Below are 18,822 nucleotides of genomic sequence, written 5' to 3' on the forward strand. Positions count from 1 at the left end.
CCGCCTCCGCCTTCACCTCAGCAGCCGGAACAACAGCCTCGACAGCCTCAGCAGACACAGGCGCACCAGCAGGCGCAGAAGCACGACGTGTCGCACGACGACGCGTACGAGCAACCGGCGCAGCCTCCTCAACCGCCACAGGCGCCTCGACGACCTCAGCCTCAGCCTCCGCCTTCACCTCAGCAGCCGGAACAACAGCCTCGACAGCCTCAGCAGACACAGGCGCACCAGCAGGCGCAGAAGCACGACGTGTCGCACGACGACGCGTACGAGCAACCGGCGCAGCCTCGACGACCTCGGCCTCGGCCTCGGTCTCCGCGAGCTCGGTGGTTTCGGCGGCCGGTATGGCCGGTGCGATGACCTCGGTCGCGGTCTCCGCCTCGGCGGGCGGGCCCGCCGGGCGGGATGCGGCACGGCGCCGCCTCCGCGGCGGCAGGGTGTCGCTGGGGGTGTTCAGTTCGGAACCCTCGTTGGGTTCGGTCGGTTCGAGCATGCGGGCTTTTCTCCCGTCAGGCTCCCGGGCGCCGCACCTGGTCCGGCGTCGATCGGATGGATCGACCGCCGTTGACGTCCGCGGCCCGCGCGATGCGCGATGGCCGCCGTCCGGGGCGCGGGCGCCACACGGGAGCTCTCTGTGTCCTGTCTCGTCGGTTCCGTACACCATGTCGCGTACGGCCTGGCGAAAGTCTTGTGGTCGGTGCGCTGCCCGACCCAGGTGGCTCCCGAGTACGAGGGCGGCGCTACGACGTCCGTCCCTACGCGGAACCTTCCGGCACCGGCGCCTTCGCGGCGGCAGTCGCGGCGGCCGGGTACGGCTCGGTCGCTGCTGCCTCGCGGTCGGGCGCGAGCGGGTCGGTCACCGTGCCGGTCTCTTCATCGAACAGCCCCTGCGCCAGCCTGGTCACCGCTGCGGGGACCGGCGGCGCCAGGTCGGCCACGGCGCGGAGACCGGACAGGACGTCGTCGGGTCGTACGGCAGGCGTCACGTGCCGAACAACCAGCCGCAGTATCGCACAGGGCTGGTCGGTCGGCCTATCAGCCTGCGAACCGTGCGTTTCCGCGTTCCGCAGGCTCTCCAGGCCCACGACGGCGGAACGGGCGTCGAAGGTGCGGACGCCGTTCTTGGTCATGCGCTGCACTTCGACGGTCTCGGCCTTCGTGAAGGCCTCGACCGCGCGCTCGGCTTCGGCCGGTTCAACCCCGTCCAGCCGCAGCTCCCACACGGAAGCCGTCAGCCGGTCGGCGAGCCCCGACGTCCGCACCTCGACCGCGTCGACGATGTCGAGCCCGGTGGGCAGCGACTCGTCGAGGAGGACGCGCAGCGTCTCCGGGTCGCGGGCCGCGGCGAGCGCGATCTCCAGGTACTCCGCCTCACTGCCCGTGCCGGTGGGTGCGGCATTGGCGTACGACACCTTCGGATGCGGCGTGAACCCCGCCGAGTACGCCATCGGCACCTCGGCACGGCGCAGCGCACGCTCGAAGGCGCGCTGGAAGTCACGGTGGCTGGTGAACCGGAGGCGGCCGCGCTTGGTGTAGCGCAGTCGGATGCGCTGCACCGCGGGTGCGGGCGGCGGGCCTTCGGGCTGTCGCTTGCCCAGTGTCGTTCAGTCCTTCGTGAGAGCGGTCGTACTGCTACCAAGAGTACGTGTCTCAAGCCCCGCGGGTTCCCGCCGGGCCACCGGCTGCGGCCGCCGTTGCTCGCCGAACAGCATCCGCCGGAAGTCGGCGCGGGCCTGCCGCACGGTCTCGCGGGCGGAGGCCAGGGCCTGCCGGGTCGCCCGCCCCACCGCGCGCCCGGCCTCGGCGACGGGACGCAGCACGACGTCCCGGACGACATGCCCGACCGGGGTCAGGACGGTCCGGTAGACCCACCGCACCGGTTCCACGAAGATCCACCGGAAGAGGGTCCCGAGGAACCGCCCGACGGCGAGCGAGATCCGCCCGGCGACCCGCCAGGCGTGGCCGAGCGCCTCCCCGATCTCCCGCACGAGGACGGCGAGGACACGGCCGACAGGCACGAGCACCCAGCGCCACAGGACGAGGGCGGGCAGGACGACAACGACACGCGTCGTCCAGTACAGGACGGCGCCGATGCCGGTGATGACGGCGTTCCCGAGCCATACCAGTGCCCGTCCGACGGGTGCGAGGACCCACTCGTACAGCCACTGGGCGGGTACGACGAGCAGGTAGCGCACCAGCCAGGCGACGGCGGTGTACACGCCCAGCCCGACGGCGCCGAGCACGATCCCGACGCCCTTCAGCAGCCAGGCGATGCCGCGGCCGATCGGCGTGAGCACGCGCGCGTACAGCCACTCCAGGCCGGCGCCGATCCCGCGCCCGATCCAGGCGAGGGCATGCCCGACCGGGGTGAGCACATACCGGTACAGCCGGCCGAGCGGTACGACCACGAGCATGTGCGCGACCGGTACGACGACATACCGCCACAGCGCCACCCACGGCCATACGAAGACGGCCCGGCCGACCCACAGCAGCGCCCGCCCGAGCGGTCGCAGCACGGCGTCGGTCAGGAACCGCCCGGCCACCACCAGGGCGTCCCAGGCCATCCGGATCGGTACGACGAGGACGAGCACGACGATGCGTATGGGGATGCGAAGAGCGACGACCAGGCACCCTTCGGGTTCCTGCCGCCGCGGCTCGGGCGCCATTTCGAACTCCATGTCCACCAAGACGCCTCAGTCCCCCGTACGGATCCAGTAGCGCAGTTTCTCGCCACGCCGGTCCTCGAACTCCCCACCGCCGGCCTCGATCACCTTACGAGAGCCGGTGTTGGTGACATCGCAGGTCACGAGGACGCGATCGAGGCCGAGACCACGGGCGTACGGCAGGGCCTCGCGGAGCATGGCGGTGGCGTGTCCCCTGCGGCGGGCGGAGGCGCGTACGTCGTAGCCGATGTGGCCGCCGAGTTCCAGGAGGTACGGGGTGAGCCGGTGCCGTACCGCGATGCGGCCGAGGTACTCGTCGCCCTCGGCGTACCAGAGCGTGGTGCAGTGCACCCAGCCCGGCCTGGACGGCGGCCTGCTCTCGTCGGCGTCGCCGATCAGCCGGGCCACGTAACGGGCGAACTCCGCCGGGGCCGGCCAGCGTTCGCGCCACTCCCGGATCTCGTACCCGATCCCGGACTCGTCCTCGGGCAGGCCCCGGCCCTCGGCCTCGAACTCCTTCATGGCGGCCACGAAGGAGGTGCGGAACCGGACGTGAGGGACGGTCAGCTTCGGCATGCCTCAGTGTGCCGCGGCTAGGTCGCGAGCGCCCGTTGTTTGTAGGCCTCGGGATAGCGCTCCGTGAATTTGACGACCGCGACCAGCAGGACCACGGGGATGACCCAGTTGAACCAGTCGTCCATGGCCGGGAAGCGGACGGCCAGCCAGGTCGAGAGGGCCATGAGGGCGAAGACCGCCCCCCATGCCACGGTCAGCACCTGGTTGATGTGCTTGAAGATGGGCGAGTCCCACACCTCGCGGGGCGTCGACCGGCGGGCGTACTGGGCGGTGAAGGGATCGGCGAGGAGGGATCCCAGCGCCACGGCGGCCACCACCCCGTTGGAGATGACCTGGGCGTACGTCTCGAGCCATAGGAGCTGCGAGCGGTCCAGGGCGAGCGCGAGGACCGTGATCACGGCGAAGAACACGATGCCGACGATGTCCAGGAGGTAGAACCTGCCCCGGAGGATGTCCCGCCCCGACAGGACGATCACGGCGATCAGCGCGGCCAGCGCCGCGTACTTCCAGGTGCTGGGGCTCGCGACCACTCCGAAGATGATCCATGGCGCGAACGACAGGAACACCCCGCTGCCACCGACGGCCTTCCTGGCCGGGGTGTCCGTCGTCGACCGCGTCGACTGCTCACCCATGGGAGGTCCTCCCGTCGCCGGCCGGAACTCACGCCCTTCCCCTGCCAGCCTGCCGCCTGCGCGGGCCGCTCGCATGCCGTCGGCACTCCGTCCGGAGTGCGTCGCGGTAAGCGGGCTCCTACGGTGAGAAAGGTGGTCCGGGCCTTGCAGGGGGCGTCCTCCGGGGGCGGCCGTACGGCGTAGCGGGAGGCAGCCATGACCTACCGGTTCAGCAAGAACGACCAGTACAACTACGAGATCCTGCTCGCCCTGGGCTCGGCGTGGCGCCAGGGCGCCGACATCGGCGAGGTACTGGCCACCACCTCCGTCGCGGCGGACGGCGGCGCGGAGACCTGGTTCTCGGCCTGGACCGCACTGGCCCGCAGAGTCCGTGCACAGGCCGAGAGGAGCGCGGCCGAGGAGCGCACGGTGAGCGCCCGGGACGCGTATCTGCGGGCAGCCGGGTACTTCGGCACCGCCCTGGTGGCCGTCGACGGGCTGGCGGACCCCGAGGCGCGGCTGGGCGAGGTGTTCGGCGCGCACCGCGACTGCTTCGACCGGTTCCTGCAGGCCTGCGACCCGCCCGCGGAACGGGTCTCGATCCCCTACGAGGGAGGGTCGCTTCCCGGGTACCTCGTCGGCCCGCCCGGAGATCTGGGACCGCTGCCCACGGTGATCGTCAACAACGGCAGTGACGGCCCGATCAGCACGGCCTGGACGCTGCTCGGGGCGCCGGCGGTGGCCCGTGAGTACCGGGTCCTGCTGTTCGACGGCCCCGGCCAGCAGTCGATGCTGTTCGAACGCGAGGTCACCTTTCGGCCCGACTGGGAGAAGGTCATCACCCCGATCGTGGACTTCCTCCTCGCCCGCGGCGACGTCGACCCGCGGCGGATCGTCCTGGCCGGCATCAGCCAGGCCGGCTACTGGGTTCCCCGCGCACTCGCGTTCGAGCACCGGATCGCCGCCGCGGTCGCCGACCCGGGCGTCGTCGAGGTCGCGGACAGCTGGTGGCACAACCTCGGCCCCGAGCTGCGCGCCCTGTGGGAGTCCGGCGACCGCGCGACCTTCGACCAGGTCATGACGGAGGCGCTGAGCAGGGACCCGGTACTGGCCGCGATGTGGCGCTGGCGGGCCAAGCCGTACGGCATCAACTCCCCCTTCGACCTGCTCACCGAGGTGTCCAGGTACGACGTCACGCCGTTCGTCGGCCGGATCACCACCCCGCTGCTGATCACCGACCCGGACGGCGAGCACTTCTGGCCGGGGGCGTCGCAGCGCCTGTACGACGCGCTTCCCGGCCCGAAGCACCTGGTCCGCTTCACCGAGGAGGAGGGCGCGCACCTGCACTGCGAGCCGATCGGCCGAGCGGTGTGCGAGCAGCGCGTCTTCGACTGGCTGGACGCCCGCCTGGCCTCGGTCGGGCATCCCTAGGTCCTGTCGTCAAAGCCCCAGGTGTCCGAGCACCGTGCGCATGGCCCTGGTCACGGCCTCACGGGACTCGTCGGTCCGGTTGTGGATCTCGAAGCCGTGGACGCCGTGCGGGACGTCGATGATCTCGACGGGAGCCGTCTTCTCCTCCGCCGCGCTCACGAACTTCTCGACCGTGACGCCGATCTGCGGTGTCTCCAGACCCGCGCGGGTCAGCACCAGGGGCGGCAGCGTCCCGGCGTCGGCCGGGAGCGCGCTCACCGGGTGGAACCGGTCGCCGACCGCACCCCAGCCCTGGAGCGGTTCCAGGATCGGATAGGTGAGCGCAAGACAGCGCAGCCACGCGGGCGGGGCGGCGATCCAGTCCGCGGCGAGCAGTCCCGCCCCGGAGAAGAACCACAGGGCGATCCGGTCCGGGTCCACACGGGGGTCGGCCCGCAGCAGTTCGACACCCTCGGCCACGTCGTCCGCGGCCTGCGGGTAGTCGGAGATGGCGTGCAGGCGGTGCCCGACGACCCCGCCCACCACTCCCAGGCTCGCCGCGAGACGGCCGTAGCCGACGTAGAACGGCGCGTCGCGCAGCCCGGGGTCGCGGTCGCGCGGCACCGGCCCGCCGTGCACGAACAGAACGGCGGGCCGCGGCTGCACCGCGGCCGGCTCCGGCAGATGCAGGTCCAGCCGCCCCTTCCGTACCCGCGGCACCTCCGGGACGTCGAGCAGGAAGGGACGCAGGAACGGTGACTCGCCCTCGGGTGCGGTCAGCCTGCGTCCTTCGCCCGCCGCCGCGCGCAGCAGCACCTCGGCCAGCTCGGCCGGGCAGGAGAGCATCGGCCAGTGGCCGGTGGCCAGCTCGAAGAAGCCCACCCGGGGATCGGCCAGCTTCCGGAACTGCGGCGGACCGGTCTGCACCAGCGCCTCGACCGTCTCGATCGTCGTGCCGCCCGCCGTGCACAGGATTCCGGTGGTCGGTACGTCCGCCGCGGCGCCGGTCAGGCGCAGGGGCTGGGTGAACGTCCGCGGCGGCTGCGGGGCGGCCAGGTCGCTGAGCAGCGCCAGCCGCTGCGGGGACAGACCCTCCGTACTGCCCCATCGCTGCCACTCCCGCGGTTCCGGCGCCGGGACCGGCACGGCGGCGCCGTCCGCGCCGAGCAGCTGGTGCACCGTCGGGTCGGGCACCAGGGTCAGCGCCCGGTCGCCGTCCTCCGGCAGCCCGGCGTCCAGATGGACGATGCGGGCGACCCGCTGCGGGCGGCGGTCCGCCGCGCCGAGCACCGGGTGGATGGCGTAGTCGTGGCCGACCAGCACCAGCCGGGGCGCGTCGAGGGAGTCGATCAGCCGGACCACGTCCTCGACATGGGTCTCCAGATCGGCCTCGGGCCGCATGCTCAGCGTCACGGGGTGCGCCTCGGCGCCGGACTCACGCAGCGGGCCGGCCACGTGGCTCCAGATCCGCTCGTTGGTGAACGGGCCGGAGACCAGGATGAAAACGGACATCAGCACCTCCAGGGGGTGGGTTCGTCGCGGGTAACCTAGGAACTCCCCCTGAGGGAGGTTCAACTCTTGTCCGTGGACGGCACCCTGAGCATCGGCGAGCTCGCCGCGCGGGCGAGGACCACGGTCAAGACGGTCCGCTTCTACTCGGACCAGGGCCTGTTGCCCGAGGCCACCCGAAGCACCGGAGGCCACCGCCGCTACGGCCCCGAGGCGCTTGCCCGGCTGCGCACGATCCGTTCGCTGCGCTCCCTCGGCGTCCCCGTCCCCGAGATCGGGCGGGTTCTCGACTCCGGGGACGGCCTGGAGGCGGTCGTGGCGCGCCGGCTGGACGACCTCGGCACCGAACTCGCGGCCCTGCGCTGGCGCGAGGCCGCCCTGCGGGCCCTGCACGAGGGCGCCCCGGACCAACTGGCCGAACGTCTGGAGCTGATAGGGGCGGTCAGCGTCCCGCCGAGCACCTCCGCACTCGCGCACTACTGGCGCCGTCTGCTGCCGGTGCGTCTGTCCGCCCGGCTGCGCTCCGCGGTCACCGAGGCGGCCGTCCCGCAGCCTCCAGCCGACCCGACTCCGGAGCAGGTCCTCGCCTTCGCCCGGCTGCACGCCCTGGCAACGGACGCCACCGACCACTGCCTCGCGTCCCACCGGCCCGCCCCCGCCGCCCACCCCGATCTGCTCTACGACGGCCTGCACGAGGCCTACCAGTTGGTGGAGGCCGCCCTGCGGGCCGACCGCTTCCCCGGCCCGGGCGATGCCCTGGACTGCTACGTCGCCGCCCACGCCCGCGCCTGCGAAACCCGGGACACCCCCGGTTTCCGCCGCACCCTCACCGTCCAGCTGGCCGCCGCGGACCACCCCGTGATGTCCCGTTACTGGCAACTGGCGGGTGAACTCACGCCCCACCTGACCCTCGGCGCGGCGGATCTCTGGCTACGCGAGGCACTGACCGCGAGCACGACAGCACAGTGAGTCCCACAAGCAACTCGGCCCTCCCCCTTGCCGGGAGAGGGCCGAGAGGTCCGGGTGAGGCTCAGGGCTTGCTGCGCCGCTGTGCGTGCGCGGCATGCCGGGGCCGGCATCCGGAGGAGACCTGGCCGACCAGTTCCCAGAAGCACACCAGGGCGGTGACCGGCGGAAGTCCGACCATCACGAACGCCAGGTGGGAGCGCGAGGAATGGCTGATGGAGAGCGCCACGGCCATGGCGGACGCGGCCAGCATGACGCACCAGGACCGCCGGGTGTCCCGCCGCTGCACCGTGGCCCGCACGATGGACAGGGCCGCCACGAACCACGGCCCGTAGACCATGAGCGGCCACCAGCGCGCCAGCTTCGGGGGCAGCACGGACGAGGCGATGCCGTGCAGTTGGCCGTACGAGTAGGCGATGGACCACCCGAGCATGCACGCCGCGCACACCAGGATCGCCGCGATCAGGATCGTGACGTGCGTGACCCGCTGGCCGCCGTCGAGGAAGTGGGAGTCCGCCCGGAGCCGCCGCCGACTGCTCCTGCGGTGCGGTCGGTCCAGCGGGATGTGGGTGGAATCCTGGCTGGTCGCGGTGGACAGCATCTGGGCCAGCTCTTCGTCCAGGTCCCAGGCCTTCTGCGGCATGTCCGGCGGTGCTGGGTTGGTCCAGGACTGCTGGGGGTACGAGACCGCGTCGTAGACAGGCTGGCTCAGGTCGTAGACAGGCTGGTTCAGCGTGTCATGGTCGGTTCTCAGGGCGTAGTGAAGATCATACAGACCGGTCTCATCATAATTCCTGTCCATTCGAAAGCCCTCCGCGCCCAGGTTCAGGAAGTACGGTCCAGAGCACGGGATCCGATCATGACCGGGACGGCGCCGGTGCCGCCGCACCGATCCCGCATCGCTCTCATATATTCACTTTCCAACTTCCTGATCTCATCCAGAAAATCGTCCAAAAGATCGGAGTAGTAACCGAGCCCCGTAGCAGCGCCCGCCAGCGTGTGGCCCTTGACGTAAGGCGACTGGTTCACGGCTCCACACCCTTCTCTCCCTGTCACGGTCACTTAACGAGCACCACCGGAGGCGAGGCGTGTGGCATTCGGGTAATTGCGTCACCCTGAAGAGTTGTCCCGGCCTCCGATGACCAGATTTACGCGCGATCTGTATGAATTCCAGACAGAGAACCGGAATCATCGATCCGCTTGTAGGAGCGGGACGGCCCCTCGGGGCGCCGGCCCGGCCGAGGGGGCCCGGTCGGCCCAACAGCGCAGACTCCAGGCACACTTTGCCTGTCGCAGTCCCCTCACCCAGAGGATGAACCACGCATGATCACGCTCACGAAAGAAGACGGCCCGGCGGATCTGGACGGAGTGACCCACCTGTCCATCGGTGTGTCCTGGGACCCCACCGCCGGCACGAGCGGCGGGGTGATGGGCATGCTCCGCCGCAAGACCGGCACCGACCTCGACCTCATCGCGATCGCCATGCAGGAGAGAGACCCGGTGCGCCTGGCCGGACTCGACTCCCTCGACCCCATGGGCAACGGCTCCCTGGTCCACAGCGGTGACAACCAGACCGGACACGGGGACGGCGACGACGAGACCGTGACGGTCGAGTTCGCCCGCATACCGCCGAACATCACGTCCATCGTGTTCATCGCCGCCGCCTTCAAGAAGGGCAGCTCCTTCCAGAAGGCCCGCAACATCAGCTTCAAGGTGTACGACGCGACCGGGGGCAACTCCCAGCAGGTCGCCGACATCTGGCCGAGCCTGCTCACCCAGGACAACGGCTGCGCCGTGGCGAAGGCCGTACGGGTCGGCGGCAGCTGGAAACTCGAGGTGATCAATCTGACGGGGAAGATCAAGCAGGGCGACGAGCACGCGCTGATGCGCTTCGCCATCAGCAAGTAATCCACCATCGGCAAGCAACAGGAACGGGCCGGGCCCTGTGCGCACAGCGGGAACGCACGGCGCACAGGGCGCCCGAGGCCGAGCGCTCCCCTCTGACCACGAACGCGATGACGCGTCGGCGCTCAGTGGGCCAGGAGCATATAGGTGTTTTCGAGTTCGTCCTGCAGGACGTGCGCCTTGGCGGCCACCGGTCGCATGAGCAGGTCCTCGGCGGGTGTGTCGACCCGGTATCGCCAGCCCTGGGGGAGGTCCAGCCGCTTGCCGAGGCCGGCGAGCGAGCTGATCGTCTGGCTGTCGTCCACGATGTGGGAGTAGGCCTGCATGACATAGGTCTTGCCGTCCGGGGTGAGCAGGCTGTGCACGGGCCGGCCGGCCAGGAAGCGGTACTCGGTGTCCCGTTCCACCACGATGTCGACGTAGGCCTCCTTCCCGGGGCCGTGCGTCGGCTCGAGTCCCGCCGGGATACGGACCTTGGCGACCCGTCTGGCCTCGATGCCGCCGAACGTGGCGACCTCGCCGACGACGAAGGCGCTGAGTTCGTCGAACAGCCAGAAGCGGGGACCGTTGAGATAGACCATCGGTACGCCGAACTGCTGGGCCAGCGACTGGGGATCCAGGGCCCTCCACCGATCGAGGGGGCAGTCGTTGAGGCCGATGGTGTTGTAGACGGCGGCTTCCAGACTGCCGTCGTCGTCCGGGGAGATGAGGAGGATCTCGCCGTATCGGACATCACGCAGATCGCCGAGGTGAGCGGCCGTCGGAGTCGTCTGAGACATGTCTGCTCCTTGGTCGGGGCCTTGTCCCGTCGAGATCCCCCCTTGCCCGCTTCTAGGTGAGGCGTTCGAGCGGAGGGCACTCCCACGTGGCGTCCACGACCCGAGGACGGGGGCGGTACATGCGCAGGATGACGAACCAGAGGCCCTGCTCGGGTGTGGGCAGCCAGTTGGCCTCCCTGCCACTGCCCGGCGACTCGGCCTGCAGGTGCAGAGTCAGCCCACCGTCGGAGTCGTGGACGAGCCCGGGGGTCCGGTCGCCGATCGAGTAGCGGCGGACGTCGTTGGGGATCAGGTTCATGTCCTCGCCGTAGGCGGTCAGGGACCAGAACCCCTCCACTGGTGGGAGGTTGCCGGGCGCGAAGCGCAACCGGTAGCGGCCGGTGGACAGCTTGTCGCCGTCGGCGTCGTCGTAGCAGAGCAGGTAGACCGCCTCGGCGGGGTCGTTGGCGGTGATCCCGACCAGTGACTGGTCGGCCGCGCGCTTGAGGAAGTCGTCGCCGAAGCGCCCTATCTGCGGCGGCGGATAACGCCAGCCGTTGACCAGACGGGCCCAATCGCCGCTGAGCATCTGCTGCTTGAGCAGCGGCATCCCGGTGGTAGCGGCCCGGACCAGGGACCGCTTGACGATCTCGGGCTGCAGCTCGACGTCGAGCCCGGGTCCGATGCCGATCTCGGCGAACTGCCTCAGCAGCACCTCGTGGTGCGCAGGCGGCGGGTTCTCGGCCAGCATCGCGTTCAGGGTCTTCCAGGGAGCGAGCGCATCCTTGGCCGGGTCCACGGGCTCCAGCACGTCACGACGCGCCGGAAGCGTGTGCCCTTCCTTCCCGAACAGGCTCAGCGGGGTGAGCCGGTACTGCTCCTGCAGCGCGCGGACCTCGGGCACGTCCTCCTCACCGGCGACGAGCGTCCGGCCCAGCACCAGAACCCAAGGGCTCGGAGCCTGTGCCGTGCGCCGCACTCCGTCGGGCAGTTCTCCCTCCCACCCCGGTCCCGTGATGGCGAAGTGCCCCGCCTGCGAGCCGGTGGTGCGCTGGCCGACGTAGTCGAAGTTGTCCGATGTGATCCCGGCCAGTTCGAACGTGAAGTACCGGTCGCCCATGTCCGGATGTGACAGGACGACCGGCTCCGTGCTCACATCGACCCAGGCGAGCGAGTACAAGGTGTCGTTGTTGGGGCAACCGCCGTCCCGATAGGAGGCGTCCATCAGCCGCCGCGCATGCCAGAAGTGGTTGACGGCCGCGTACGGAACGGTCTCCGGGTCGCGTTCCTGCGTGACCCACTGGTGGCGCAGCCGGGCGTTGTAGAGGTACGGGAAGCCGTACACATACGCCTGCTCGCCCAGTGTGTAGGCGTACTCCCCACGCCAGTCGTCCACCCGCCCGGTCAGGATCGGCGTCAACGCCTGGCGCAGCGCGGGCAGGACATCGGTCAGTCGGCGGGCGCGCTCGATCGCGGCCTTGGGGTGGACAACCGCCCGCCCGGCCGTCCGTGCCGCCGCGACGGCTGCGCCCGCCATGTCGCCCGGCGTACGCCACGGAGAATACGTTTTCGACGATTCGGACATGTCAGCCATCCTCCCCCGCCTTCCCGATCGCCGCAGCCGGAGCCGTTCTCGTCGGGCCTGCCATCGGCGTCGGCCTCAGGAGGCGGGCGTCAGCGCTCCGTGCCGGGATCGGCGGCGGCCTGTACGAGGTTGTGCTCCAGGCGTTCCAGGGTGTGCAGGGCCCCGGTCCGCTCGTCGGCGGAGAGGTCCGCGGTCACCAGGTCCTCGAGCCGGCTCCAGACCCGCTCGACCTCCTGGCGCAGGGCCTGGCTGGCCGCCGTGGGTTCGATGAGTGCCGCGCGCTTGTCGGTGGGCGAGGGACGGCGGCGTACGAAGCCGGCCTGCTCCAGGCGCTGGACCGTGCGGGTCATGGTGGCGGCATCGGAGTCGAGCAGGCGCACCAGGTCGGCCTGGCGCTGGGGGCCGAGTTCCCACAGGTGCATCATGACCAGCTCCTGACCCGGATGCAGGCCGATACGGCGCAGCAGCTGCCCCGCGTACATGCGGTGCAGGCGGGCAAGGCGGAAGATCGCGTGGCTGATCGGCCCGCCGCCGGCCGCGGTCGGCACCGGGACGCTGGCCGCGGGTCCGTTCGCGCCCTCCGGCGTGTCCTGCTTCATCTATCTTCCTCGCTTTCCTGCTCGGGCAGGGCAACCCTACCTTTCGACCGGTGGATGGACCGACCCTTCAGCCATAAAGGCACATATGCACAGCTCGCAGCATGTGACTTGCTTCACACCGCATCCTGGAATGGCCACAGGGGACTTACCTGTTCGAACAGGTAACTTGCGGCTCACCGAGCCGCAAACATCACTCATCGCGAGGAAGAAGCCATGACCACTGCATTCGATCCGATCGTCCTGAGCGGTAAGCGCCTGGCGAACCGCGTCGTGATGGCGCCGATGACCCGCAGCCGTGCCTACGGGCCCGGGGCCGAGCCGACCGAGCTGACGGCGACGTACTACGCGCAGCGGGCCGCCGCCGGGCTGATCGTCACGGAGGGGATCCAGCCCTCGCCGGTCGGTCAGGGCTACCCCGACACCCCCGGCCTGCACACGGCCGGGCAGGTGCGGGCGTGGCGGACGGTGACCGACGCCGTGCACCACGAGGGCGGCGTGATCTTCGCCCAGCTGATGCACACCGGCCGGATCGGCCATCCCAGCCTGCTGCCCGACGGTCTGGTGCCGGTGGGGCCGTCGGCGGTGGCCGCAAAGGGGCAGGTCTTCACCCACGAGGGGCCGAAGGACTTCGTGACGCCGAGGGAACTGAGCGAGGCGGAGATCCGGCAGACGATCGAGGACTTCGCCGACGCGGCCCGCAATGCCGTTCAGGCCGGGTTCGACGGCGTGGAGATCCACGGCGCCAACGGCTATCTGATCCACCAGTTCCTCGCGCCCGGCACCAACCGGCGCACCGACGCGTGGGGCGGCGACGACGAGGGCCGGATCCGCTTCGCCGTGGAGGTCGTCACGGCCGTGGCCGAGGCGATCGGCAGCCACCGCGTGGGCCTGCGGGTCTCGCCCGGGAACCCGTACAACGACATGTCCGAGGACAACCCGGGCGAGGTCTACGGGGCGTTGCTGGACCGGCTTTCCGGCCTGGACCTGGCCTACCTGCACCTGCTGGAGGGCCCGGACCGCGACGTGACCGCTTCGCTGCGCAAGGCCTGGCCCGGCATGTTCGTCCTCAACCCGTTCACCCACCCCGACGTCACCGGCCCGGACGCGCTGAAGCTGATCGAGGACGGGACCGCGGACATGATCGCCTATGGGGCGCTGTTCCTGGCCAACCCCGACCTGCCCCGCCGGCTCGCCGTCGGCGGCCCGTTCAACACCCCGGACCCGTCCACCTTCTACGGCGGCGACCACCGCGGCTACACCGACTACCCCGCCCTCACCTCCTGAACGGCCTCTACCTGGGAGTTCCCGATGTCCAAAGCGATCACTTTCGCCGAGTACGGCGCGCCCGAGGTGCTGCAGCTGTCGCAGGTCACCGCGCCCGAGCCCGGCCCGGGCCAGGTCCGGATCCGGGTGCGGGCCGCCTCTGTGAACCCCTTCGACCTGAAGTTCCGGGCCGGTCTGATGGCCGGTGCCGTCCCCGCCCGCTTTCCCGTGATCCCCGGCCTGGATGCGGCCGGTGTGGTCGATGCCGTGGGCGACGGAGCCGATGCGGCCGTGCGGGACGAGGTCCTCGGTGCCACCGTCGGCGGCAGCTACGGCGAGTACGCCCTGCTCGACCGACCGGTGGCCAAGCCCGAGGCCCTGTCGTGGGAGGCCGCCGCCTCACTGGTCACGGTCGGCCGGACCGCGTTCCGTGTCCTGCGCCAGCTGGGGGTGCAAGCGGGCCAGACCCTGCTCATCCATGGCGCCGCCGGCAGCGTGGGCACCGTCGCGGTGCAGTTGGCCGTCGCCGACGGCATCACCGTCGTCGGGACGGTCGGTGAGCACGACATCCAGCGCGTCACCTCACTCGGAGCCACCGCCGTCCGCTACGGCGACGGCTGGGTGGAGCGGGTGAAGGCCCTGGCTCCCCAGGGAGTCGACTTCGTCCTCGACGCCTCCGGCGCCGGCGTGCTCGCCGACTCCGTCGCGCTGACCGGTGACAGCGCACACGTCATCACCATCGCCGACATGTCCGCCGCGGAGCACGGCGTCCGCTTCAGCGCCGGTGACAGCGACCAGGCCGAAGAGCCCCTGCCGGAGCTGGTGCGGCTGGCCGCCGCGGGCAAGCTCAGCGTGCCGATCTGGCGCACCTATCCCCTGGCCGAGGCGGCACAGGCCCACACCGACCTGGAGGCACACCGCAACCACGGCAAGGCAGTCCTGCTGCCCTGACCCGACCACGGCAAGGTCACCCCGCCTGCCCAGACCCCACGCCGCGACCGGCCGGCGCCGCCGCACGACGAGGCGAGCCGGCCGGTCTCCCGGCCGGGGACCGGCCGATTGTCCGGCCGGACCCGGTCCGATCGTCCGGACAGGTGTCATCGGCCCACCGCCGGACGGCAATGGGCGCGGCGCGACGGCATGGCTGCGTGCGGCGCCGTAGAGGTGGAGCATGGAGAGCCGCGATGCGGATGTGTGCGTGATCGGCGCGGGGTTCGCGGGTCTGGCCGCGGCACGGCAACTGGCGCGGGCCGGCCGCCGGGTGCTGGTCCTCGAGGCCAGGGACCGGGTGGGCGGGCGCGTCTGGAACCGGCGGATGCCCGGCGGCACGGTGGTGTCGGCGGGCGGCACCTGGCTGGGCGAGGGGCAGGAGCGGATGTTCGCGCTCTGCCGGGAGTACGGCCTGCCGGTGTATCCCCAGCACGAACAGGGTGACCAGATCGTGCGCCTCGACGGCGCCAACCTCCGCTACCGCGGCACCATCCCCAAGGTCGGCGCCGGAGCCGTCGCCTCCCTCGGTGTGGCCTTCGCCCGCCTGGACCGGATGGCGCGCCGCCTCCCCGCCGACGCCCCCTGGCAGGCCCGTGGCGCCCGGGCGATGGACGCCCGCACGCTCGGGCAGTGGCTCTCCTCCCCCGTCAACCTGCCCTCGGCCACGGCCCGCAGACTGGCCGCGGCGACGATGAGCCTGCTGTTCTGCGCCGACCCGGCCGAAGTCTCGCTGCTGGGCTCGCTCGTACTGGCCCGTGGCGGCGGCGGATTCACCTACTACATCGACAGCCGGCGCACCGAGACCCACCTGGTCGACGGCGGTGTACCGGAACTCGCCCAGCGGATGGCCCAGGACCTGGGTGAGGCCGTACGGCTCTCCTGTCCCGTCGCACGCATCGCCCAGAACGGCGGCGGCGCCCAGGTGACCGGCGACGGGCTCACCGTACGGGCGCGGCGGGTGATCGTGGCGACCCCGCCCGCGACGGCGGCGCGGATCGTCTTCGACCCGCAACTCCCCGCCGTCCACAGCCATCTGCTGCAACGGCTGGTCCCCGGAGCCATCATCCGGGTGCACACCGTCCACCCCGAACCGTTCTGGCGCAGCCAGCACCTCTCCGGGCAGACCCTGGCGCCCCAGTCACCGGTGGCCGTCACCATCGACCAGACCCCGCGCTCCGGACGGCCGGGGGTGCTCAGCAGCTACGCGTTCGGCCCCAGCGCCCTGCACCTGGGCCGAATGGGCGCCGAGCAGCGGCGCGAGCGCTGGCTGGCGGCACTCGCCGAACGCTTCGGTCCACAGGCGTTGACACCCACCGACTATCTGGAAACGGACTGGTCGGCCGAACCCTGGTCGCTCGGCGGGATGATGGCCCACTTCACTCCCGGTGTTCTCACCACTTACGGCAGTGCACTGCGCCGGCCGGTGGGCCGGATCCACTGGGCGGGCACGGAATCCGCCACCCTGATGCACGGACTGATGGAAGGCGCGGTGCGTTCCGGCGAACGGGCCGCCCACGAGGTTCTGGCCACCGACTAGGTACTCATTTTTCCAATTCCGGCGTCACCGTTTATCACTCTCCAAGAAGTCGCCATCCAGCCCAATTAGCGTGTCGGGCAATATCGCCAAGGTCGCGCCCTTGTTAATCTGCGCCTCGCTGAAATCATCCACAAAGGATCGAATCACGCCGAATGGCGGTCGAGAGGATACCGACCATGCAGGACTTTTCTCGTCGCGGACTGCTCAAGGCAACGGCAGCCGCCGGCGCCGGCGCGGTCATCGTCCCTGGCATCACGGCCGAAGAAGCCACGGCCGCGAGCGCCTTGAACGATGGGCCCGGGGGTGGGAAGTGCGCACCGGCGGAGCTGACCGGCCGCATCGTCCGCCCCGACGACCCCTCGTACACGGATGCGCGGCTCGGCTGGGACCAGCTCTTCTCGCACTACCCGCTGGTCATCGTCTTCGCCCAGAACACCCAGGACGTGGTCAACGCCCTGACGTGGGCGCGGCAGAACGACGTGGCGGTGCGGGTGCGCAGCGGCCGCCACAGCCTTGAGGGCTGGTCGAACGTGGACAACGGCCTCGTGATCGACATCAGCGAGCTGAAGTCGGTCCACATCGACACCGACTCGCGTATCGCGACGGTCGGCTCCGGGCTCAACCAGCTGGAAGCGGTGACCACGCTCGCGAAGCAGAACTTCGCGGTGACCACCGGAACGGAGGGCAGCGTAGGCCTGTCCGGTGCGACACTCGGCGGCGGATTCGGCTTCCTCACCCGCTGGCTCGGCATGGCCTGCGACAGCCTGGTGGGGGCCGAGATCGTCGTCCCGTCGGGTACCGAGTGCGCCAGGGCGATCCAGGCGGACCTGCACCAGAACTCGGACCTGCTCTGGGCGCTCCGCGGCGCGGGGAACGGCAACTTCGGCATCGTCACGTCACTGACCTACAAATTGGCTCCGCTGAAGAGCGTCACGTATCTCCAGGCGACGTGGCAGGGCATCGAACAACTTCGCCCCATCCTCGAGGCGTATCAGCGCACGGCACCGACCACCGACGCCCGCCTCGGAACCCAGCTCGAGATCCACAGGAACCAGATCTTCCTGTTCGGGGTTCTCCCCGAAGGAACGCCGGACGAGACGAAGAGGTTGCTGGACCCGATCCTGTCGATCGACAGCCCGGACGTCACTACGCAGGTCGGTAACTGGGGCGACGTATACGCGGGATTCCAGATTCCGATCGAGCTCGAACCGGCGAACTGGAAGTTCCACTCGCAGTTCAGCAGAAGGCCGTTCCCGGGCGACGCGATCGACATCGTCGACTCGTTCATCCAGAATGCCCCGACGGATGACAGCAACTTCTTCGTCCAGGCTTTCGGCGGGAACGTCAGGAGGAGCCCCCGCGGCGGCACGGCGTTCCCGCACCGCGACGCGCTCTTCTACGCCGAACCCGGCGTCGGCTGGGGGAAGCGCAGTGACCAGCCGGGCGTCTGCGACCCGCTCACCTCGGAGTGCCAGGCCTGGATCGCCGAGTTCAGCCAGGCCCTGCGGACCTACGTGAACGGCGCCTACGTCAACGTGCCGAACATCGCGCAGCAGGACTGGGAAACCGCGTACTGGCGGGACAACTTCGACCGACTGCGCAAGATCAAGGCGAAGTACGACCCGCACAACGTCTTCCAGTACGAGCAGAGCATCCCACCCGCGTCCTGCTGACCCACTGAACCGAATGAGCCCCCTCCCCGGCCGGGGAGGGGGCTCATTGGCACGGTCCGCCGGTACGGAGCGACGCGAGCGTGCAGCCCTGCCCGGGAGCGGATCAGGCAGCCGTGGCGAACGCGACCGGCTCGAGCTGCGCGGTGCGGTGCAGGCCCCTGCGGTCGTAGAGATGGGTCAGGCCCAGTCCGAGAAGCAGCGAGAGCGCGAACCCGATGCCCGTCATGGTCCAGGCTCGGGCGAGTCCGGCGTCGAGGCGGGCGCCGAAGTAGAGGATCGACCGGACCCCGTCGAGGACCTGGCGGAGGTTCGTACTCGGCGCCAGGGGCAGGAGCGTCTCGTCAGCCGACCAGGTCGGCCACCAGGCCGCGGATCCGCTGTTCGATCTCGTCCCGGATCGGGCGCACCGCGTCAACCCCCTGCCCGGCAGGGTCGTCGAGTTGCCAGTCCAGGTACCTCTTGCCGGGAAAGACGGGGCACGTGTCGCCGCACCCCATGGTGATCACCACGTCCGACGCCTGTACTGCTTCAACGGTCAGGACCTTCGGCCTCTCCGCGGAGATGTCGACGCCTACTTCCCTCATCGCATCCACCACTGCCGGGTTGACGGTGTCGGCCGGAGCGGAGCCGGCGGAGCGGACCTCGACCTTGTCTCCTGCGAGGTGGGTGAGGAATGCGGCGGCCATCTGGGAGCGCCCGGCGTTGTGGACGCAGACGAACAGCACCGACGGGCGTGAGGTGGGGACAGTCATGGGCCGGGTCTTCCTGGGATGTGGT

At 70.4% G+C, this 18,822-nt stretch carries 19 protein-coding genes and 1 pseudogene; 7 read left to right on the top strand and 13 right to left on the bottom strand.

Going from position 1 to position 18,822, the window contains the following annotated elements:
- From Q8A52_RS38810 to Q8A52_RS38830, 5 genes and pseudogenes are all read right to left on the bottom strand, one after another.
- A pseudogene (locus Q8A52_RS38810) lies at positions 1-493 on the bottom strand (Rne/Rng family ribonuclease); the annotation flags it as partial.
- Between the two features lie 262 nt (positions 494-755).
- The gene (locus Q8A52_RS38815; RefSeq protein WP_316760579.1) at positions 756-1,556 is read right to left on the bottom strand and encodes a TIGR03936 family radical SAM-associated protein; all 801 of its coding nucleotides are present in this window, start codon (positions 1,554-1,556) and stop codon (positions 756-758) included.
- 48 nt (positions 1,557-1,604) lie between these two features.
- The gene (locus Q8A52_RS38820) at positions 1,605-2,666 is read right to left on the bottom strand and encodes a hypothetical protein (RefSeq protein ID WP_316760584.1); all 1,062 of its coding nucleotides are present in this window, start codon (positions 2,664-2,666) and stop codon (positions 1,605-1,607) included.
- Positions 2,667-2,693: 27 nt separating this feature from the next.
- Positions 2,694-3,239 carry a GNAT family N-acetyltransferase gene (locus Q8A52_RS38825; RefSeq protein ID WP_316760587.1) on the bottom strand — a complete coding sequence of 182 codons (546 nt, stop codon included), beginning with the start codon at positions 3,237-3,239 and terminating at the stop codon, positions 2,694-2,696.
- Positions 3,240-3,256: 17 nt separating this feature from the next.
- On the bottom strand, positions 3,257-3,871 hold the full coding sequence (locus Q8A52_RS38830; protein ID WP_316760590.1) for a DUF3159 domain-containing protein: 615 nt from the start codon (positions 3,869-3,871) through the stop codon (positions 3,257-3,259).
- Positions 3,872-4,066: 195 nt separating this feature from the next.
- On the opposite strand from Q8A52_RS38830, the gene Q8A52_RS38835 reads away from it, so the two are divergent.
- Entirely contained in the window at positions 4,067-5,281 is a 1,215-nt protein-coding gene (locus Q8A52_RS38835; protein ID WP_316760592.1) for an alpha/beta hydrolase family protein, read from the top strand.
- Between the two features lie 9 nt (positions 5,282-5,290).
- Here Q8A52_RS38835 and Q8A52_RS38840 read toward each other — a convergent pair whose 3' ends face one another.
- Positions 5,291-6,772 (bottom strand): alpha/beta hydrolase, encoded by a 1,482-nt coding sequence (locus Q8A52_RS38840; protein ID WP_316760595.1) that lies wholly within the window; start codon positions 6,770-6,772, stop codon positions 5,291-5,293.
- Between the two features lie 72 nt (positions 6,773-6,844).
- On the opposite strand from Q8A52_RS38840, the gene Q8A52_RS38845 reads away from it, so the two are divergent.
- A complete protein-coding gene (locus Q8A52_RS38845) occupies positions 6,845-7,738 on the top strand; it encodes a helix-turn-helix domain-containing protein (RefSeq protein WP_316760598.1) in 894 nt (297 codons plus the stop codon).
- Positions 7,739-7,799: 61 nt separating this feature from the next.
- Here the strand turns inward: Q8A52_RS38845 and Q8A52_RS38850 are convergent, their stop codons facing one another.
- Both Q8A52_RS38850 and Q8A52_RS38855 read right to left on the bottom strand, forming a co-directional pair.
- A complete protein-coding gene (locus Q8A52_RS38850) occupies positions 7,800-8,537 on the bottom strand; it encodes a DUF2637 domain-containing protein (RefSeq protein WP_316760601.1) in 738 nt (245 codons plus the stop codon).
- A gap of 23 nt (positions 8,538-8,560) precedes the next feature.
- Complete coding sequence (locus Q8A52_RS38855; protein WP_316760604.1) at positions 8,561-8,764, bottom strand: hypothetical protein; 204 nt, start codon at positions 8,762-8,764, stop codon at positions 8,561-8,563.
- A gap of 294 nt (positions 8,765-9,058) precedes the next feature.
- Between Q8A52_RS38855 and Q8A52_RS38860 the strand changes: the two genes are divergently transcribed.
- On the top strand, positions 9,059-9,643 hold the full coding sequence (locus Q8A52_RS38860; protein ID WP_316760606.1) for a TerD family protein: 585 nt from the start codon (positions 9,059-9,061) through the stop codon (positions 9,641-9,643).
- Between the two features lie 122 nt (positions 9,644-9,765).
- On the opposite strand, the gene Q8A52_RS38865 is transcribed toward Q8A52_RS38860, so the two are convergent.
- From Q8A52_RS38865 to Q8A52_RS38875, 3 genes are all read right to left on the bottom strand, one after another.
- The gene (locus tag Q8A52_RS38865; protein ID WP_316760609.1) at positions 9,766-10,419 is read right to left on the bottom strand and encodes a hypothetical protein; all 654 of its coding nucleotides are present in this window, start codon (positions 10,417-10,419) and stop codon (positions 9,766-9,768) included.
- A 52-nt stretch (positions 10,420-10,471) separates the two neighbouring features.
- Positions 10,472-11,935, bottom strand: coding sequence for a DUF1254 domain-containing protein (locus Q8A52_RS38870; protein ID WP_316760612.1), 1,464 nt, complete (start codon positions 11,933-11,935; stop codon positions 10,472-10,474).
- A gap of 137 nt (positions 11,936-12,072) precedes the next feature.
- Positions 12,073-12,582 (bottom strand): MarR family winged helix-turn-helix transcriptional regulator, encoded by a 510-nt coding sequence (locus tag Q8A52_RS38875; RefSeq protein ID WP_316760615.1) that lies wholly within the window; start codon positions 12,580-12,582, stop codon positions 12,073-12,075.
- Positions 12,583-12,795: 213 nt separating this feature from the next.
- On the opposite strand from Q8A52_RS38875, the gene Q8A52_RS38880 reads away from it, so the two are divergent.
- The 4 genes from Q8A52_RS38880 (at position 12,796) to Q8A52_RS38895 (ending at position 18,045) form a co-directional block, all read left to right on the top strand.
- Positions 12,796-13,866, top strand: a complete 1,071-nt coding sequence (locus Q8A52_RS38880) for an alkene reductase (protein WP_316760618.1) — start codon at positions 12,796-12,798, stop codon at positions 13,864-13,866.
- Positions 13,867-13,890: 24 nt separating this feature from the next.
- Positions 13,891-14,796 (top strand): quinone oxidoreductase family protein, encoded by a 906-nt coding sequence (locus tag Q8A52_RS38885; RefSeq protein ID WP_316760621.1) that lies wholly within the window; start codon positions 13,891-13,893, stop codon positions 14,794-14,796.
- 220 nt (positions 14,797-15,016) lie between these two features.
- Complete coding sequence (locus tag Q8A52_RS38890; RefSeq protein ID WP_316760624.1) at positions 15,017-16,372, top strand: flavin monoamine oxidase family protein; 1,356 nt, start codon at positions 15,017-15,019, stop codon at positions 16,370-16,372.
- A 176-nt stretch (positions 16,373-16,548) separates the two neighbouring features.
- A complete protein-coding gene (locus Q8A52_RS38895) occupies positions 16,549-18,045 on the top strand; it encodes an FAD-binding oxidoreductase (RefSeq protein ID WP_316760626.1) in 1,497 nt (498 codons plus the stop codon).
- 103 nt (positions 18,046-18,148) lie between these two features.
- On the opposite strand, the gene Q8A52_RS38900 is transcribed toward Q8A52_RS38895, so the two are convergent.
- On the bottom strand, positions 18,149-18,271 hold the full coding sequence (locus tag Q8A52_RS38900) for a hypothetical protein (protein ID WP_316760629.1): 123 nt from the start codon (positions 18,269-18,271) through the stop codon (positions 18,149-18,151).
- Positions 18,272-18,386: 115 nt separating this feature from the next.
- A complete protein-coding gene (locus Q8A52_RS38905; protein ID WP_316760632.1) occupies positions 18,387-18,797 on the bottom strand; it encodes an arsenate reductase ArsC in 411 nt (136 codons plus the stop codon).
- Between the last annotated feature and the right edge of the window lie 25 nt (positions 18,798-18,822).

Source organism: Streptomyces herbicida (assembly GCF_032656585.1).
GTDB classification, from domain to species: domain Bacteria; phylum Actinomycetota; class Actinomycetes; order Streptomycetales; family Streptomycetaceae; genus Streptomyces; species Streptomyces herbicida.

Bases quoted from the DNA above. Each gene is read 5' to 3' on its own strand.
- Q8A52_RS38820 (WP_316760584.1), bottom strand. From the start codon at position 2,666: ATGGCGCCCGAGCCGCGGCGGCAGGAACCCGAAGGGTGCCTGGTCGTC.
- Q8A52_RS38825 (WP_316760587.1), bottom strand. From the start codon at position 3,239: ATGCCGAAGCTGACCGTCCCTCACGTCCGGTTCCGCACCTCCTTCGTG.
- Q8A52_RS38830 (WP_316760590.1), bottom strand. From the start codon at position 3,871: ATGGGTGAGCAGTCGACGCGGTCGACGACGGACACCCCGGCCAGGAAG.
- Q8A52_RS38835 (WP_316760592.1), top strand. From the start codon at position 4,067: ATGACCTACCGGTTCAGCAAGAACGACCAGTACAACTACGAGATCCTG.
- Q8A52_RS38840 (WP_316760595.1), bottom strand. From the start codon at position 6,772: ATGTCCGTTTTCATCCTGGTCTCCGGCCCGTTCACCAACGAGCGGATC.
- Q8A52_RS38850 (WP_316760601.1), bottom strand. From the start codon at position 8,537: ATGGACAGGAATTATGATGAGACCGGTCTGTATGATCTTCACTACGCC.
- Q8A52_RS38860 (WP_316760606.1), top strand. From the start codon at position 9,059: ATGATCACGCTCACGAAAGAAGACGGCCCGGCGGATCTGGACGGAGTG.
- Q8A52_RS38865 (WP_316760609.1), bottom strand. From the start codon at position 10,419: ATGTCTCAGACGACTCCGACGGCCGCTCACCTCGGCGATCTGCGTGAT.
- Q8A52_RS38870 (WP_316760612.1), bottom strand. From the start codon at position 11,935: ATGGCGGGCGCAGCCGTCGCGGCGGCACGGACGGCCGGGCGGGCGGTT.
- Q8A52_RS38875 (WP_316760615.1), bottom strand. From the start codon at position 12,582: ATGAAGCAGGACACGCCGGAGGGCGCGAACGGACCCGCGGCCAGCGTC.
- Q8A52_RS38880 (WP_316760618.1), top strand. From the start codon at position 12,796: ATGACCACTGCATTCGATCCGATCGTCCTGAGCGGTAAGCGCCTGGCG.
- Q8A52_RS38885 (WP_316760621.1), top strand. From the start codon at position 13,891: ATGTCCAAAGCGATCACTTTCGCCGAGTACGGCGCGCCCGAGGTGCTG.
- Q8A52_RS38890 (WP_316760624.1), top strand. From the start codon at position 15,017: ATGGAGAGCCGCGATGCGGATGTGTGCGTGATCGGCGCGGGGTTCGCG.
- Q8A52_RS38895 (WP_316760626.1), top strand. From the start codon at position 16,549: ATGCAGGACTTTTCTCGTCGCGGACTGCTCAAGGCAACGGCAGCCGCC.
- Q8A52_RS38900 (WP_316760629.1), bottom strand. From the start codon at position 18,271: ATGACGGGCATCGGGTTCGCGCTCTCGCTGCTTCTCGGACTGGGCCTG.
- Q8A52_RS38905 (WP_316760632.1), bottom strand. From the start codon at position 18,797: ATGACTGTCCCCACCTCACGCCCGTCGGTGCTGTTCGTCTGCGTCCAC.